The following is a 15,166-nucleotide window of genomic DNA, read 5'->3' on the forward strand; positions in this document are numbered from 1 at the left end:
CGTTACGAAGAATCAGCGGGTTGGGATAGCCAGGAGATTCCGCCGGGCTCATAACCCGGAGATCGGTAGTTCAAATCTACCACCCGCTATCTCCGCGTTCCGTCCGTTCTCTTCCGTCACTCACGCCCTGAAGCAGTCGCTTCGATCTACCGCGACACTCGGTACGCGATCACTCGTGCTCCGCCGCTCCTTCACCACCACTCTCTTACACGGGAAGCGACGCACACGAGGAGCGGCGCATACGGCGAGCGACGCCCGACCGTCAGCAACATCGACGGACATCGCGCGACGCAGACCGAAAAAGAACCGTCTACTCGACCGTCATCGACGTCTGCGACTCGGTGACGACCGTGACGTCCTCGGCGTCGACGGTTTCGACGTCGAGCCAGTGGGGGACGTAGTTGCGTTTCTCGTACGCTTCGTGCTCGTCGCGATCACCCATGACGCACCAGAGCTGGACGCGCTCGGGGCCGTGCCAGTCGCCGTTTCGGGTCACACCGAAGAGGACCTTCTCCGCGCCGTCGCGCTCGATGACCGCGCCGTTGCGGACGCCGGGGTCCCCGTGGATGATGAGCCGCTTCATGCGCGACGGTTCAGCGGGCCGCCGATTAAACCCATCGCACTGGCGACGCTACATGCGACGGCGCGCGACGGCGTGGAGTCCGAGCCCGGCGACGGTGGCGAGGAGCGCGAGCGGGAGCGCGACGAAGGTGAGCAAGAAGGGGTGGAACGCGTGCGCGACGACGCTCCCCGTCGCGGGGTAGTGCACGATGGCCGCCCCAACACCAGTCGCGGCAACGACGCCCAGCAGGGTTCCCCAGACGTCCCGGGAACGGCGGCCCGTGAGCGCGACGGACCCGCTCCCGACGAGCGCGAGCGGGAGGCCGAACAGCAACGCGTACGCCGCGCCGATACCGAGCGTCGAGAGGCCGTACGTGGCGAGGACGGCGAGCTCGGCTCGGAGATATGGGAGGACTGCGCTGGCGGGCGCGAACGTCACGAGGCCGGGCGAAACACCGGCGTCGCCCGCGCCGATCGTGGCGTTCCACCGGAGGACGTCACCCGCCGAAGCCATCGCGGCCGGGTGGGAGACGACGCGGTAGCCGGCCGGAGCGTGGATCGTCACGTCGGCGCGACCGGGTTCGTAGACGTTGCGGTAGTCCGCGAACGGCGCGAGGAGGAGGCCACTACCGGACGCACGATGAACGACGCCAGCGAGGCGATAGGTGACGACGAGCGTGTCACCACGTACGCGGGAGTGTAACGCGCCAGTGTCGCGCGCGAAACGGTGATCGAAGCGGGACGCGACGACGGCGCGTCTGAGTGTCTCGTTCGCGCGGAGGGCATCCGCGGCCTCGGGGTTCGTGAGCGTCGCGCGCTCCGTCCATGCGCTCGTCCCGTTCGCGGAGACAGCGACGGTCAGCGTGACGTTCGAGACGTTCGACGCGGGGTAGTCGTACGGCTGATACTGGCCGCCATCAAAGCCGCCGGCGAAACCGGAGACGTCGCGCGGCGGCGGCCGGGCGGTAGCGGGCGCGACAAACGCGCCGAGGAGCAGGAGGACACAGAGGACGGGGATGACGCGTCGCATGTGCGTAATCGTGTGGGCATGTCACAAGACGGTTGCGCCGACTGGCGACGTCGAACCGTGTGCATTTTAAGCGTCGGAGTCGAACCGAGAGACAACAGAGCTGATTCGCTATGGAGATGCCACGACGATTCAACACCTACTGTCCGCATTGTCACGAACACCACGAGCACGAGGTCGAGAAGGTCCGCTCGGGCCGCACGTCCGGCATGACGAAGGTCCAGGGCCGTCAGCGGAAACGCCAGACCTCCCGTATCGGGAACTCCGGGAAGTTCTCGAAGGTGCCCGGTGGCGACAAGCCGACAAAGAAAACCGACCTCAAGTACCGCTGCAGCGAGTGTGGCAACGCCCACCTCCGCGAGGGATGGCGCGCCGGCAAACTGGAGTTCCAGGAGTAACGATGGCTGGGAACTTCTACCGCGTCCAATGCCCGGACTGTGAGAACGAACAGGTCGTCTTCGAGAAGGCCTCCGCGACGGTCGCGTGTGCGGTCTGCGGTACGACCCTCGCCCGCCCGACCGGTGGGAAGGCCGACCTCGAAGGCGAGGTCGTCGAGACCGTCGAGGCCAGATGAAGTACGAGGGCTGGCCCGAACCCGGCGAACTCGTCGTCGGGAAGGTCGACGAGATCGAGGACTTCGGCGTCTTCGTCGACTTGGAGGAATACCGCGATAAGCGCGGGCTGGTCCACATCAGCGAGGTCGCATCCGGCTGGATCAAGAACGTCCGGGATCACGTCCGCGTCGACCAGACGGTCGTCGCGAAGGTCCTCGACGTCGATACGTCCGCCCAACAGATCGATCTCTCGATCAAGGACGTCAACGACCACCAGCGCTCCGACGCGATCCAGGAGTGGAAGAACGAGCAGAAGGCCGATAAGTGGATGGAGCTGGCCTTCGGCGAGGAGATCGAGGACGAGCGCTTCCGCGCGATCGCGAACGAGCTCGTCGCCGAGTTCGGTTCGCTTTACGATGGGTTCGAGCAGGCCGCCATCCACGGACAGGAGGCTCTCGAACCGTGTGACCTCGACGACGACGACGTCGAAGCCATCGTCAGCACGGCGCGCGAGAACGTCTCCGTCCCGTACGTCACGGTGACCGGATACGTCCACCTCGAATCGCCGTCGCCGGCCGGCGTCGACGACATCAAGTCCGCGCTGCGGGCTGCCGAGGGAGACGGCGACGACGTCGTCCCCGACGAGGCGGAACTCGACGTGACGTACGTCGGTGCGCCCGAGTACCGCGTGCGCGTCGAGGCACCGAACTACAAGACGGCGGAGACCGAACTCGAAGCCGCCGCCGAGCGCGCGACGGCGGACGTCGAGAGCCACGGTGGGATGGGCGAGTTCCACCGCGAGCGCCAGCTCGAAGAGGAAGCGTAATCCGTAACCGTGCACGCGGACATCCGCATCTGCCGCGCGCACGATCGGCCCGTGTACACCCTTTCTGACGTCTGTCCGAAGTGTGACGAGCCGACGGCGAACTCGGCACCCGCCCCGTTCGATCCCGACGACCCGTACGGGGAGTACCGACGCAAACTTAAGCGCCGCGAACGCGAGTAAGTCGCATGGACGAAGTCGACATCGAGGTCGTCGCGGACGTCGAGTTGGACGACCCGGTCCTCATCGAGGGGTTACCGGGCGTCGGCCACGTCGGAAAACTCGTCGCCGAACACCTCATCGAGGAGGGGGAGGGGACGCTCGTCCGGCGGGTGTTCTCCGAGGCCTTCCCCCCGCAGGTGACGGTTGATGAGGACGGTGTCGCCTCGTTGGCCGACGCGACGTTCCACGCGATCACGACCGAGGGCCGCGACCTCCTCGTACTCACCGGCGACCACCAGGCCGCCGACAGCCGCGGGCACTACCGGATCGCGAACGCGTTCCTCGACGCCGCCGACGAGTTCGGCGTCAGCGAGGTGTACGCGCTCGGCGGCGTCCCGACGGGAGAACTCGTCGAGGACCACGCGGTCGTCGGTGCGGTCGCGGACGATGAGCGGAAGGCGACCCTCGAAGACGTCGGCGTCGAGTTCCGCTCGGAGGAGCCCGCGGGCGGCATCGTCGGCACGTCGGGGCTACTCGTCGGCCTCGGCGGCCGGCGGGGCTTCGACGCAGCGTGTCTGATGGGTGAGACGTCGGGCTACCTCGTCGATCCGAAGAGCGCGCGCGCCGTCCTCGAAACCCTGGCGGACCTCCTCGAGTTCGACGTCGACTACGAGGCGCTCGACGAGCGCGCCGACGAGATGGAGGACGTCGTCGAGCAGATGCAGCAGATGGAGCAGGGCCCGAGCGCGGGCGGCGAGGAGGACCTGCGCTACATCGGCTGACGACCCTCCCGACATCGGCTGACGGCTCTTCTCTTCGCTATCCCAGGTCCGCGACTTCGTAACGAGCATCGGCGTCGCGCAGTGGGTCGGTGACGCGACCAACAGTGTCCGCGGTGGTGACGACGACGGTGTCGAGTCCGCGACCGGCGGCCGCGGCCGCGACCTCGCCGACAGCGAACGTGACTGCGGGGGGGCGCTCGATCTTTCTGAGGGCGACGACGGCCTCGACGCCGGCCGCAAGGACGAGTTCGGCGTCCGCGACGGCGTCGCGGAGCGCGTCGAGATCGACGGTGTCACTCCCACCGGATCGAACGGGCGGGAGCTGATAGACGGTGACGCGGCCGGGTTCGAGGTCGATAATCCCCTCGAACCCGGTGACGCCGACGTCCTCGCCGGCCGCAGCGTCGGTGGTGGCGACGCCGGAGGCGGAGCCCTCGCCGGCCGGGTCGGCGTGAAGCAGGCCGTCGCACATCGTGAGCGTGACGGCGTCGCCGGCCTCGACGTCGTTGAGCGCGATGGCGGCGTCTTCGTGGACGCTCCCGAGGACGTCCTCCGTGACGCGATCAGCGTAGCGCCGGACGTCGTCCGCAGTACGCAACAGCCAGTCGACGCCCTCCTTCGTGACGCGATAGCGCGAGCGCCCTTCCTTCTCGACGAGGCCGTCGTCGACGAGCTCCCGGATGTACTCGCTGACGGCCTGCGTGGTGACGCCGACCGCGTCGGCGATCTCCCCCTGACTGACGGCCGGCTGGCGGTCCGCGATCTCGACGAGCACGCGAAAGCGCGTCGCGGTCCGTTTGTCCGCGAGGACGTCGGTCATACGCGCCACGTCGATACTGAGCGCCAAAGAGCCACCGATCCCGAAGGACAGGGCTTAACGCACGCGTCGTCCACGTTCCACCATGGAGACGAACCCGGCGTTCGCGGGCGTGCGGTGTACGGCCTGTGACACGATGTTCGACGCCGACGAGGTGTCGGGACGCTGCCCGTCCTGTGAGGGGGTGCTCGACGCGACGTACGACCTCGATGCGCTTGATCTGGCACCCGAGACGTTCGCCGAGCGCTCGCCCCGCTCGCAGTGGCGCTACCGGGAGTTGCTCCCCTTCGCCCCCGATGCGGCGGTGACGACGATGGAGGGCGAGACGCCGCTCGTTCCGGTGCCGTCGCTGGCCGCGGAGTTCGGTGTCGCTGCCGTCTACGTGAAGGACGAGGGGCGCAATCCGACGGGGACGATCGACGATCGGGGGCAGTCGGTGGCGGTGACGGCGGCGAAACGCGCCGGCGCGAGCGACGTGGCGCTCGCCTCGACGGGCGACGATGGGCAGTCCGCGGCGGCGTACGCAGCCCGTGCCGGCCTCGACAGCCACACGTTCGTCCCCTCGCGCGCGGGGTTCACCAACAAGGCGATGGTGAACGTCCACGGGGGCGACATGTCGGTCGTCGAGGGCCGAATCGATGACGCCGAGGCGGCGTTTGCGGACGCAGTCGCCGAGCGCGACGACTGGCACCCGGTGCAGGCGCTCGCGACGCCGTACGCCCACGAGGGGCTGAAGACGGCGTACATCGAAATCGCGGCGGCGCTCGACTGGGAGACGCCGGACGTCGTGATCCATCCGACCGGTCGCGGGACCGGCCTCCACGCATTCTATAAGGCGGCCCGCGAACTCGACGCAACCGGCCTCACGGACGCGATCCCGAAGCTCTACGCCGCGCAAGCCGAGGGGTGTGCCCCGATCGTCCGCGCGTTCGAGGAGGGCCGGGAGAGCCACGAACCGTGGGAGCGCCCGGACACCATCTGCGGGCGCATCGAGATCCCCGATCCCGCCGGGGGCAATCTCGCGCTCGACGCGATCCGCGCGACGGACGGCGGGGCCGTCTCGGTCCCCGATCCCGAGACGCTGGAAGGGGCGACGTCGGTGGCCGAAACGGCCGGACTCGAACTCTCCGCGTCGAGCGGCACGGCGGTTGCGACCGCCTACGCGCTCGCTGAGCGTGGCGAACTCGACGCCGACGACACGCTCGTCCTCGTCAACGCGGGAACGGGGAGCAAGGACGGCGACATCCTGCGCTCGCACCTGATGAGCAAAGGGATCTGACGGACGGCAGCCCTAAGTCTCGGACGCGTCTATCACGGTGTAGTGATGCTGAGCGACGTGATGGAAGACTACCTGAAAGCGATCTACGTCCTCCAGCGCGAGGGTGAGCCGCCGATACGGACGTCCGATCTCGCGGAGTATCTCGGCGTGACGCCGCCGACGGTGACGAGCATGGTGGAGAAACTCGACGAGCGCGACCTCATCGTCCGCGAGAAGTACAAAGGCGTCGAGCTCAGCGAGGAGGGCGAAACGGTCGCCTTAGAGGTGTTACGCCACCACCGACTCCTCGAATCGTATCTCGCCGAACACCTCGACTACGACTGGAGCGAGGTCCACGAGGAGGCCGACGCGCTCGAACACCACATTAGCGAGGCCTTCGAGCGCCGCGTCGCCAGCGCGCTCGGTGAACCGGCCGTCGACCCGCATGGCGATCCGATCCCCACCGCGGAGCTCACACCGCTCGCGGACGACGACACCGCCGCGCTCGCCGACGCCGAGGAGGGCGACACGGTCACCGTCGCACGCGTCAGCGACCGGGACGACGACCACCTCGCGTATCTCGCTGAGCGCGGCATCGAACCCGGTGCCGAACTCGACGTGGTCACCATCGCGCCGATCGACATGGTGACGGTGCGCGTCGACGGTCAAGACGTCCACCTCCCGACGTCGATCGCGGCCAGTATTCGCGTCGAACCGGCCGCCGAGGTGACGGAGTAGAATATATACCCCGCCAAACAGCCGATGTTCACCTCGAAGCGCCTTCTCTCAGGCGACCACAATGGGAGTTCAGTCGAGCGTAGCCACGTTTATACGACACTCCGACTCGCGCGACTCTTCCTCGCTGCGAGCTTCTACGACCAGGGCGGCGTTTCCGGTGGATTGACGGCGACTTCGTCACGGCCGAACTCGACGCCGTCGTCGATTTCGACCGATGCAAGCAGTTCGATGTTCTGAACGAGGACCAGATCGAGGAGCGCGTCACGAGCGCGCTCGCCGTCGAGTCATCGGGTATGTCGACAAGTTGAAGCCGAACATTCTCGTCCGGCTCTGCCTCAGTGACATCCTCCCCGTCGTAAACGACGGGGCTTCCCTACACAGGGGGAAACCCGGCCTGTTGCCGAGCAGGTTTCAGGACTATCTCTCCCGAGGTCGGTGGAACGGGTTTCGTTCCTCGCTCGGGAGCGTCCTGTGGCGTTAACGAGACGCGAAGCGTCTCGTTCGCACACCAGAACGCAAAGCGTTCTGGGGACGCTGTCACGGGCGCTCCCATCCGCAAGCGAATCATCGCCGCGCGGTTTCTCAACGCGGCTCTCTCCCAAGCGGTCATGCCTCACGGCACGGTCGGTCCGGTCACACTTCCCCGACCCGTGGGCCGGGTTCCCGTGCTGGCGAACGACGCGAACCCCGCAGTCGGTTGCAGAACCGACCCGTGGGAACCAACGCCCGAGAAAACCCCGGACGCTGGTTTCAGCGCGTCTCGTACTCCCGCGCAAGTGCCGAGAGCCGACGTAACCCTTGCTATCGTGTACGAGACGGCGTGTACTGAACGTTGGGGTTTCAGCGGGCAACCGATGGCGGGTGTCGAGTACCATGTCAGATTCACGCCCGCCCTGAAGGGCGGGATTCTCTCCTTGAATCAAGATAGCCTCGACGACACGCTCGGTTTCGGCGTCCTCGGGGGTAGTCGCCGCGACATCGTGAAGGCGCTTCGCCGCTGCGAGGCGCTCGTCCGCGTCGCCGTCTGGGAACACATCCGACGGCGTGGTCCGTCACCACCGGCCCCCGTATCGATGTCGGGCGAAGTGGCGTTGCTGTCCGCCTCGGTTTCGGTCGCCGTCGTCGTGGTCATTTCGTCGTCCGTTGGGATATCGCCGGCGCTCCCGGACATGGCGTCCGTCGAGATTTCGTCCACAGTGTCGATCGGCTCTGGCCACTCGCCCCCTCGTCGCCGACACGGTCGTCTCGGACGCGTCCGCCGTCGCCGGCACGTCACTAGCCGACATGGAGGCTGATTCCGTGTCGTCCGGGGTCGTCTCCGCGGCGTTCGGACTGGGTGCCTCCGTGTCGCCGGTAGCTGGGGTGCCGCTCGGCTATAGAACAGATTCGTTCTCGTAGCCAGCGATGCGCTCGACCGGTGAAAACTCGCGTCCGGTGAGTATGCTTCGCTCGTTCTCCGCGTCCCTAATCGTCGCGTTTGACCGCAGGGTTCGTCGACCACCCGTCTTTTACTTCGTCGGGTCAGCACCGCTGACCCTCCTCGCAAAACACGGGAGAAAACGTCCCGGTCTCGCTCCGCTCGACCGGTGAAAACTCGCCTCCGGCGAGTATGCCTCGCTTTTTCTCCGCGTCCCTAATCGTCGCGTTTGACCGCAGGGTTCGTCACCGCGCCGTTCGCGGCGGAGTCGAACATGTCGCCGTACTTGCGGAGGAAGCCGCCCGCGTACTGGATCTCGGGGCGTTCGTAGTCGGCGAGGCGCGCCTCCAACTCCTCATCGTCGAGGTCGACGGAGAGCTCGCGTTCGCGGACGTCGACCGTCACCGTGTCGCCGTCCTCTATGACGGCGATCGGTCCGCCGACGACGGATTCAGGGGCGACGTGGCCGATCATCGGGCCACGGGTCGCGCCGCTGAATCGGCCGTCGGTGAGGAGCGCGACGTCGTCCTCATGGCCTTGGCCGACGACGGCGGCGGTGACGCCGAGCATCTCGCGCATTCCGGGTCCCCCGCGCGGGCCCTCGTTGCGGATGACGATGACGTCGCCGGATTCGATCTCGCCGCCTTGGACGTACGCCATCGCGTCCTCCTCGGTGTCGAAGACGCGCGCGGGCCCCTCGTGATGGAAGCCCTCCTCGCCCGTCACCTTGAGGACGCCGCCGTCCGGCGCGAGGTTCCCGGTGAGGATCTTGATCGCGCCCTCCTCGTGGAACGGGTCCTCGGTGGTGGCGAGGAAGTCCGCGTCGATGTCCTCGTCCGCGGGGAGGTCGAGCGTCTCCAGCTCCTCTTTGATGGTGTTGCCGGTAACGGTCATCGCGTCGCCGTGGAGATACCCACCTTCGAGGAGCCGACGGATGACGACCGGGACGCCACCAACGTCGTGGAGGTCCTTCATGACGCGCGAGCCGCCGGGCTGGAGGTTCGCGATCTTCGGCGTGCGCTTGCTGATCTCGTCGAATTCCTCGATGGAGAGCTCAACGCCGGCCTCGGCGGCGAGGGCGAGGACGTGGAGGACGCCGTTCGTGGAGCCGCCGAGTGCGACCTGCACGGCGATGGCGTTCTCGAAGGATTCTTTCGTGAGGATGTCGCTTGGTCGCCGATCGTTCTCCACGGCGTCGAGGACGACCTTCCCGGCCTCGCGGGCGACTTCGAGGCGCTCCTCGCTCTCAGCGAGCGGTGAGGCGGAGCCAAGGGGCGCGAGCCCGAGCGTCTCGCTGATCGAGGCCATCGTGTTCGCGGTGAACATCCCACCACAGGAGCCCGCGCCAGGGCAGGCCTCGTGCTCCATCTCGACGAGCTCCTCCTCGCTCATGTCGCCGGAGGCGACACTGCCGACGCCCTCGAAGACGTTTTGCACCGTGATCTCGCGGCCGTCGTGGTGGCCAGGCATGATCGAGCCCCCGTAGAGGAAGACGCTCGGGAGGTCGGTGCGGATCGCGGCCATCATCATGCCGGGGAGGTTCTTATCACAGCCCCCGACGGTGACGAGCGCGTCCATGCGCTCGGCGAAGGAGACGAGCTCGACGGAGTCCGCGATCACTTCACGGGAGATAAGGGAGGCCTTCATTCCCTCGGTACCCATCGAGATCGCGTCGCTGACGGTGACGGTGCCGAACTCGATCGGCATGCCGCCCGCCTCGTCGATGCCGACGGTGGCGGCGTTGGCCACGTCGTCGAGGTGAACGTTACACGGCGTGATGTCTGCCGCGGGGTTCGCGACGCCGACCATCGGCGAGGAGAGGTCCGTGTCGTCGTACCCCATCGCGCGGAACATCGCGCGGTGGGGGGCACGATCGGGTCCCTCGGTGACTTCGGTGCTGCGCAACTCGGGGTCCTTCGCGGGCTTCTCGTCGGCCCCGTCGCTCGCGCCGTCGGGCACCGACGGCTCCGTCTCGTCTGGGTTCGACTCCGGTTTGCCGCTCATTGCCGACTCTTGCCCACGGGAAGCCATAAACCCAGCGTGACGGTGCGTGTTGTCGTGGCACACTCGACGGGACGACGTCGCGGCTTTCTTGGCGCTCCGTGCCGCGTGCGGTGGTATGCATATCGCGGTCGCACACTACCCGGAGGGCGCGGGACACGCCACGCGGATGCTCGCCGTCGCGCGCGAACTCGAAGCGCGCGGCGCGACGGTGTCACTCGCCGGCGGCGGCCCCGGAAAGCGCTTCGTCGATCTGCTCGGCTACGACGAGTACGTCCCGACGCCCGTCGACTACGTCGGCGACTATCAAGGCTCCGGCGGACTGGTCGAGACGCTCACAGGGAGCGTGCCGGCGAGCGCCCGGCGCGTCCACGACCTCTACCGGTGGCTGCAGCGCGAGTCACCCGACCGGCTCGTCACCGACGATATGTTCGCGGCGATGGCCGCGCCGCTCGCCGGCGTCCCCTGTTACGTCACGACGCACAACGCACCCGGGTTCTACGACGACGCCGTCGAGCGCGCGGGCGCGGCCGCCCTCACTAGCTACCAGCGCGGCGTCGCCCGCGACTTCTACTACCCGACTGTCTGGCCGCGATCGAGCGACGACCCCGATGGCGTGACGCGCGTGCCGCCGCTCGCCCTCGATGTCGACGCGACAGTCGTCGGCGACCCGGATGTCGTCGTCGTCCCCAGCACATACTCCACCGCGCTCGACGAGAGCGTCGCGCGCCTCCGCGATGACGGCCGCGACGTGACGCTCGTCGGCGGCGACGACTGGGAACCCGTCGCCTCGATGCTGCCGACGCTCCGCGCCGCCGACCTCGTCCTCTGTCCGGGCTACTCGACGGTGATGGAAGCCGCGGTCGCCGGGACGCCCTGTCTGATCTACCCGTTCACGAGCGAGCAGCGCGGCGTCGCCCGCCTCGCCTCACGAGCGACCGGCTTTCGCACCGTCACCTCGCCCGACGAGGTCGAACGTGCCGCTCGCGATCCACCGGACCCGCCGGTCTACGAGAACGGCGCTGGACGCGTCGCTGCCGGCGTCCTCGACGGCTGACGCTGCGCTCACGGTCACCAAAGCGTCGCTGTTTGCGACATCGTCGCCTCCACAACTGGTAAGCGCCGGGCGCGCTCATAGGGGCGTATGGCGAGGTTACCGTTCGGCGTCTCGCGCTTCGACGGGCAGATCGGGGGTGGTGCCCCATCCGGGAGCGTCGTGTTGCTCGCGGGGAGCGCGGGGGCCGGCGCACGCGAGTTCATCTACACGAGCACCGTCTTCAACGGGATGCTCAAGGACGACCCCGAACTCTTCGATCTTCACTACGGCGACCTCGGCCCCGACGTCGAACCGCCCGAGGAGATCCACTACGTCTCCTTCTCGGCGAGTCGCGGGGACGTCAGTCGCGAGATCACTTTCTCGATGGACAACGAGATTGTCGCCGCCGGGCTCTCCGGCGTGACGTTCGCCGATCTCTCCGCCGAATACTTCCAGTTGAGCCCCGTCCCGCGCGAGTGGTACGCCGACGACCCGCGCTCGCTCGCCGAACTCGGCGAGACGACGGACCGCCGGAGTGTCATTCAGGCCTTCGCGGACTACCTCGACGAACACGCTTCGGATAGCCTCGTTATCGTCGACTCGCTGACCGACCTCGTCGGCGATCAGCAACGCGAACGCCCGTGGGCCGACGTCGTCTACCTCCTCAAGGGATTGCGCAAGGCCACCCGCGAGTGGGACGGGCTCGTGCTCCTCCACCTCTCGCGCGACGCGATCACCGAGACCGAGTTCGGCGAGCTAATGGCCTGCGTCGATGGCACTGTCCAGTTCAGCTGGGAGACCGGCGGGAACGAACGCGTCCGGACGATGTTCGTCCAGGAGTTCCGCGGCGTCCTCAGCCAGCTCGAAGAGGAGGATATCGTCCGCTTCGAGACCGAGATTCACGAGGCCGGCTTCGACGTCTCGAACGTCCGGAAGATCCGATGAGTGATGACGAGTCCGCGGACGACGAGACACGTCCCGGCGGGTCGGGAGCGACGGATCTTTCACCACCCGAGGAGCGCGGTCTGCCGTCGTTCGACGAGGAGGACGAAGTCGACGAGACGGACATCGACGACGACCTCTTCGAGGAGATGGACGTCGAGGGCTCTCCCGGGGACGCGGGCGCGTGGGAGGCGCTCACCGAGGGTGAAGTAGCCACCGAGAGCCCCGAAGACATCGATGGCGAGGTCCGCACAATCTCGGATCGAACCTGCCACGGCTGTCGCTTCTTCGCCGACCCGCCCGAAACTGCCTGCACGCACTCGGGAACCGAGATCAACCGCGTCGTCGACACCGACCACTTCGAAGTCGTTGACTGCCCGATGGTCGTCACGGCCATCGACGTCGCGACCGACGAAACTGCCGACGGACGTCTTGACTCTCCCGAGACCGGCGACGTCGACGACGCCGAAGTCGGGGCGATCGATCAGGGTTCGACCGACGAGAGCGCCGATCCCGTTGACGACACTAACGGACTGATCGACATCCGCGACACGACGGCCGACGACACCGCCGGCGACGCGACGGCGGCGGACGCGCCGGAGTCGGTCGATAGCGGGAAATCTGGCGGTGAGCCCGCGGCTCCCGACGAGTCCGAGGGCGACGCCGCCGACGACTTGCCCGATGAATCCGACGAGGACATTCACGCGGTCGACGAACCGAGCGACGGCGGTTCGCTCACCGGTGACGAAACGTCCACCGCGTCCGACGGCACGACCTCGGGCAGCGAGGACGGGGACGACGGTTTCGCGGACCCGGCCGATTCGACTCGGAACGACGTGGACGAATCGGATGCAGAGCGCGAATCGGACACTGTGGACGGCGCGGACGACCCGGCGGATATGGACGACCTACGCGATGTGGCCGATGGAGAGGATGTGGACGAACCGGGTGAAGAGCGCGTCGAGGTCGAGCGCGACCGGGATGACGCCACCGATCCGGCCGATACGGCCAGCGATTCTGCCGGCGAGTCGGTGGCCCCCGACGAGATCTCGTGGGGCGACGATGACGCCGACGACGACGACCCGGACGGCGACGCCGACGAGGACGACGACCTCTCGATCGGCTGGGCGAACGACGACGAGTAGCGAAAGCGGGGGCTTTTCGGCGCTCGTCGCGTCTTCTCGCGTATGCAGTTCTGCGACGAGTGCGGGTCGATGATGCACGCCGATGACGACATGATGGTCTGCTCGAGCTGCGGCCACGAGCAGGGCCGCGACGCCGCGAGCGAAGCCGACTACGTCACGACGGACGCGCAGGACGACAGCGACGTCATCGAGACCTCGGAGGACGCCGACGACGAGGGCAAACCGACCGCCGAGGTGCTTTGTGACGACTGCGGGAACGACGAGGCGTGGTACACGATCAAACAGACCGGCGCGGCCGACGAGCCCCCGACGCGATTCTTCAAGTGTACTGAGTGCGGCCACCGGTGGCGGAGTTACAACTAACCATCTTTTTCCGGGTCGGGTGCGCGGAGCGCACCCGTCCCCGCAAAAACATGGGTGAAAAAGCCGCGAATGCGCACAGCGCGTTCGCGGTGAATCGCGCGAACTACCGGGTCCTGACGGTCACATGAGCGCAGCGAACGTGACTCAGTGAGAACGACGTTCTCGCGTTAGACCGCTCGTTCGCGCGAACGCTAGCCACATGGACGTCTGCTCAGGATACGAGCGACACGAACTCCGGGAGAGCATCGTGGAGAGAGCGGGCCGAGGAATCCCCCCAATCGTGACGAAGCCACGCTGAAGGGGTGGTGACAGCTTTTGGTCAAGGTTTTTCCGGAGAGGGTCGACGAACCAAACCACGAGGCTAGCGTTCGCTGAGCGAGCGGTCTGGAAGACCCGAGCGAGGCGATTCACCGGTCGCCTACGGCGACCGGCCTTTTTCACCCATGTTTTTGCCCGGCGACCCCTCCGTGGAAAAAGATGGTCTAGTTCCCGCGGCCCTGCATCTTCTCCTCTTCGGGGAGGTCGACGTTCGCCTCGCCCTTCATGCCCGCGCCGATGTTCGAGGCAATCTCCTCTAAGCGCTCGGGGTCGTCGTGGTTGTTGACGGCGTCGACGACCGCGCGGCCCATCTTCTCGGGGTCCTCCGCGCCGAAGATGCCGGAGCCGACGAAGATGCCGTCGCACTCGTGGTACATCATGAGCGCGGCGTCGGCGGGCGTGGCGATGCCGCCCGCGGCGAAGTTGACCACGGGGAGCCGGCCCATCTCCGCGGTTTCGTGGACGAGCTCGCGCGGCGCTTCGTTCTCGCGGGCCCACATCACGCGCTCCTCGTGGTTCATGCCCTCGAGCTTACGGATCTCGCTTTTGATAGTGCGCTGGTGGTGGACGGCCTGGTTGACGTCGCCGGTGCCGGCCTCGCCCTTCGTGCGGATCATCGCCGCGCCCTCGTCGATGCGACGGAGGGCCTCGCCGAGATTGCGCGCGCCGCAGACGAACGGCGCGGTGAAGTCGCGCTTATCGATGTGGTACTTGTCGTCGGCGGGGGTGAGCACTTCGGACTCGTCGATCATGTCCGCGCCCGCGACCTCCATGATCTCGGCCTCCTTCCGGTGGCCGATGCGGACCTTCCCCATGACGGGAATCGAGACCTCCTCGATGATCTCGTCGATCGTGCCGGGGTCGGCCATCCGCGCGACGCCGCCGCGCTTGCGGATGTCGGCGGGGACGGCCTCGAGATGCATGACGGCGACTGCACCCGCATCCTCGGCGATGCGGGCCTGCTCGGCGTTCACGACGTCCATGATGACGCCGCCTTTCTGCATGCGTGCGAAGCCCCGCTTCACGAGGTCCGTCCCGCGCTTGAGGTCCTCGATGTCCGTCTCGGTCATACGCTCTGCTAGCGGCGGGACCGCCAAAGGAATGCCGGTTGCGGTGCCGGAGTCGGCCACGACCGTCCCGCTCGGCGATGCTACGGCGACCTCACTCGGCGACGCTGCAACGACCTCACTCGGCGACCACCACGCTATATGCGCCCCGGGTG

At 67.3% G+C, this 15,166-nt stretch carries 16 protein-coding genes and 1 tRNA gene; 12 read left to right on the forward strand and 5 right to left on the reverse strand.

Annotated elements, in window-relative coordinates; all coding sequences use genetic code 11:
* The first annotated feature begins 14 nt into the window (after window positions 1–14).
* Window positions 15–89: transfer RNA gene (locus ABDZ36_RS11865), tRNA-Met, on the forward strand.
* Between the two features lie 221 nt (window positions 90–310).
* Here ABDZ36_RS11865 and ABDZ36_RS11870 read toward each other — a convergent pair.
* Together ABDZ36_RS11870 and ABDZ36_RS11875 are read right to left on the reverse strand one after the other, a co-directional pair.
* Window positions 311–583, reverse strand: coding sequence for an HAH_0734 family protein (locus ABDZ36_RS11870; RefSeq protein ID WP_211312252.1), 273 nt, complete (start codon window positions 581–583; stop codon window positions 311–313).
* Window positions 584–631: 48 nt separating this feature from the next.
* A complete protein-coding gene (locus ABDZ36_RS11875; protein WP_211312253.1) occupies window positions 632–1,591 on the reverse strand; it encodes a hypothetical protein in 960 nt (319 codons plus the stop codon).
* A 110-nt stretch (window positions 1,592–1,701) separates the two neighbouring features.
* Here ABDZ36_RS11875 and ABDZ36_RS11880 point away from each other — a divergent pair, with 110 nt between their 5' ends.
* The 5 genes from ABDZ36_RS11880 to ABDZ36_RS11900 are packed head-to-tail and all read left to right on the forward strand — an operon-like array spanning window position 1,702 to window position 3,909.
* The gene (locus ABDZ36_RS11880) at window positions 1,702–1,986 is read left to right on the forward strand and encodes a 50S ribosomal protein L44e (RefSeq protein ID WP_211312254.1); all 285 of its coding nucleotides are present in this window, start codon (window positions 1,702–1,704) and stop codon (window positions 1,984–1,986) included.
* Between the two features lie 2 nt (window positions 1,987–1,988).
* Entirely contained in the window at window positions 1,989–2,162 is a 174-nt protein-coding gene (locus ABDZ36_RS11885; protein ID WP_211312255.1) for a 30S ribosomal protein S27e, read from the forward strand.
* Complete coding sequence (locus tag ABDZ36_RS11890) at window positions 2,159–2,968, forward strand: translation initiation factor IF-2 subunit alpha (RefSeq protein ID WP_211312256.1); 810 nt, start codon at window positions 2,159–2,161, stop codon at window positions 2,966–2,968. Before ABDZ36_RS11885 ends, ABDZ36_RS11890 begins: the two co-directional genes overlap by 4 nt.
* Before the next feature lie 9 nt (window positions 2,969–2,977).
* Window positions 2,978–3,148 carry an RNA-protein complex protein Nop10 gene (locus ABDZ36_RS11895; protein WP_211312257.1) on the forward strand — a complete coding sequence of 57 codons (171 nt, stop codon included), beginning with the start codon at window positions 2,978–2,980 and terminating at the stop codon, window positions 3,146–3,148.
* Between the two features lie 5 nt (window positions 3,149–3,153).
* Window positions 3,154–3,909 (forward strand): proteasome assembly chaperone family protein, encoded by a 756-nt coding sequence (locus ABDZ36_RS11900; RefSeq protein WP_211312258.1) that lies wholly within the window; start codon window positions 3,154–3,156, stop codon window positions 3,907–3,909.
* Window positions 3,910–3,946: 37 nt separating this feature from the next.
* Here the strand turns inward: ABDZ36_RS11900 and ABDZ36_RS11905 are convergent, their stop codons facing one another.
* Window positions 3,947–4,729, reverse strand: coding sequence for a DUF7839 domain-containing protein (locus ABDZ36_RS11905; protein WP_211312259.1), 783 nt, complete (start codon window positions 4,727–4,729; stop codon window positions 3,947–3,949).
* 82 nt (window positions 4,730–4,811) lie between these two features.
* On the opposite strand from ABDZ36_RS11905, the gene ABDZ36_RS11910 reads away from it, so the two are divergent.
* Together ABDZ36_RS11910 and ABDZ36_RS11915 are read left to right on the forward strand one after the other, a co-directional pair.
* The gene (locus ABDZ36_RS11910; protein WP_211312260.1) at window positions 4,812–6,005 is read left to right on the forward strand and encodes a threonine synthase; all 1,194 of its coding nucleotides are present in this window, start codon (window positions 4,812–4,814) and stop codon (window positions 6,003–6,005) included.
* Window positions 6,006–6,050: 45 nt separating this feature from the next.
* Window positions 6,051–6,722 (forward strand): metal-dependent transcriptional regulator, encoded by a 672-nt coding sequence (locus tag ABDZ36_RS11915; RefSeq protein ID WP_211312261.1) that lies wholly within the window; start codon window positions 6,051–6,053, stop codon window positions 6,720–6,722.
* Window positions 6,723–8,355: 1,633 nt separating this feature from the next.
* Here ABDZ36_RS11915 and ilvD read toward each other — a convergent pair.
* Window positions 8,356–10,143 carry a dihydroxy-acid dehydratase gene (gene ilvD, locus ABDZ36_RS11920; RefSeq protein WP_343749326.1) on the reverse strand — a complete coding sequence of 596 codons (1,788 nt, stop codon included), beginning with the start codon at window positions 10,141–10,143 and terminating at the stop codon, window positions 8,356–8,358.
* Between the two features lie 115 nt (window positions 10,144–10,258).
* Here ilvD and ABDZ36_RS11925 point away from each other — a divergent pair, with 115 nt between their 5' ends.
* The 4 genes from ABDZ36_RS11925 (at window position 10,259) to ABDZ36_RS11940 (ending at window position 13,626) form a co-directional block, all read left to right on the forward strand.
* Complete coding sequence (locus ABDZ36_RS11925; protein WP_211312262.1) at window positions 10,259–11,197, forward strand: glycosyltransferase; 939 nt, start codon at window positions 10,259–10,261, stop codon at window positions 11,195–11,197.
* An 87-nt stretch (window positions 11,198–11,284) separates the two neighbouring features.
* On the forward strand, window positions 11,285–12,121 hold the full coding sequence (locus tag ABDZ36_RS11930) for an HTR-like protein (RefSeq protein WP_211312263.1): 837 nt from the start codon (window positions 11,285–11,287) through the stop codon (window positions 12,119–12,121).
* A complete protein-coding gene (locus ABDZ36_RS11935; protein ID WP_211312264.1) occupies window positions 12,118–13,263 on the forward strand; it encodes a DUF8135 domain-containing protein in 1,146 nt (381 codons plus the stop codon). The genes ABDZ36_RS11930 and ABDZ36_RS11935 overlap by 4 nt, the downstream gene beginning before the upstream one ends.
* A 42-nt stretch (window positions 13,264–13,305) precedes the next feature.
* Window positions 13,306–13,626 carry a transcription factor S gene (locus ABDZ36_RS11940; protein WP_211312265.1) on the forward strand — a complete coding sequence of 107 codons (321 nt, stop codon included), beginning with the start codon at window positions 13,306–13,308 and terminating at the stop codon, window positions 13,624–13,626.
* 482 nt (window positions 13,627–14,108) lie between these two features.
* On the opposite strand, the gene pdxS is transcribed toward ABDZ36_RS11940, so the two are convergent.
* Window positions 14,109–15,014, reverse strand: a complete 906-nt coding sequence (gene pdxS, locus ABDZ36_RS11945; RefSeq protein WP_211312266.1) for a pyridoxal 5'-phosphate synthase lyase subunit PdxS — start codon at window positions 15,012–15,014, stop codon at window positions 14,109–14,111.
* Window positions 15,015–15,166 lie beyond the last annotated feature (152 nt).

Origin of the sequence: Halarchaeum salinum, assembly GCF_039520965.1 — an archaeon.
Classification (GTDB): Archaea; Halobacteriota; Halobacteria; order Halobacteriales; family Halobacteriaceae; genus Halarchaeum; species Halarchaeum salinum.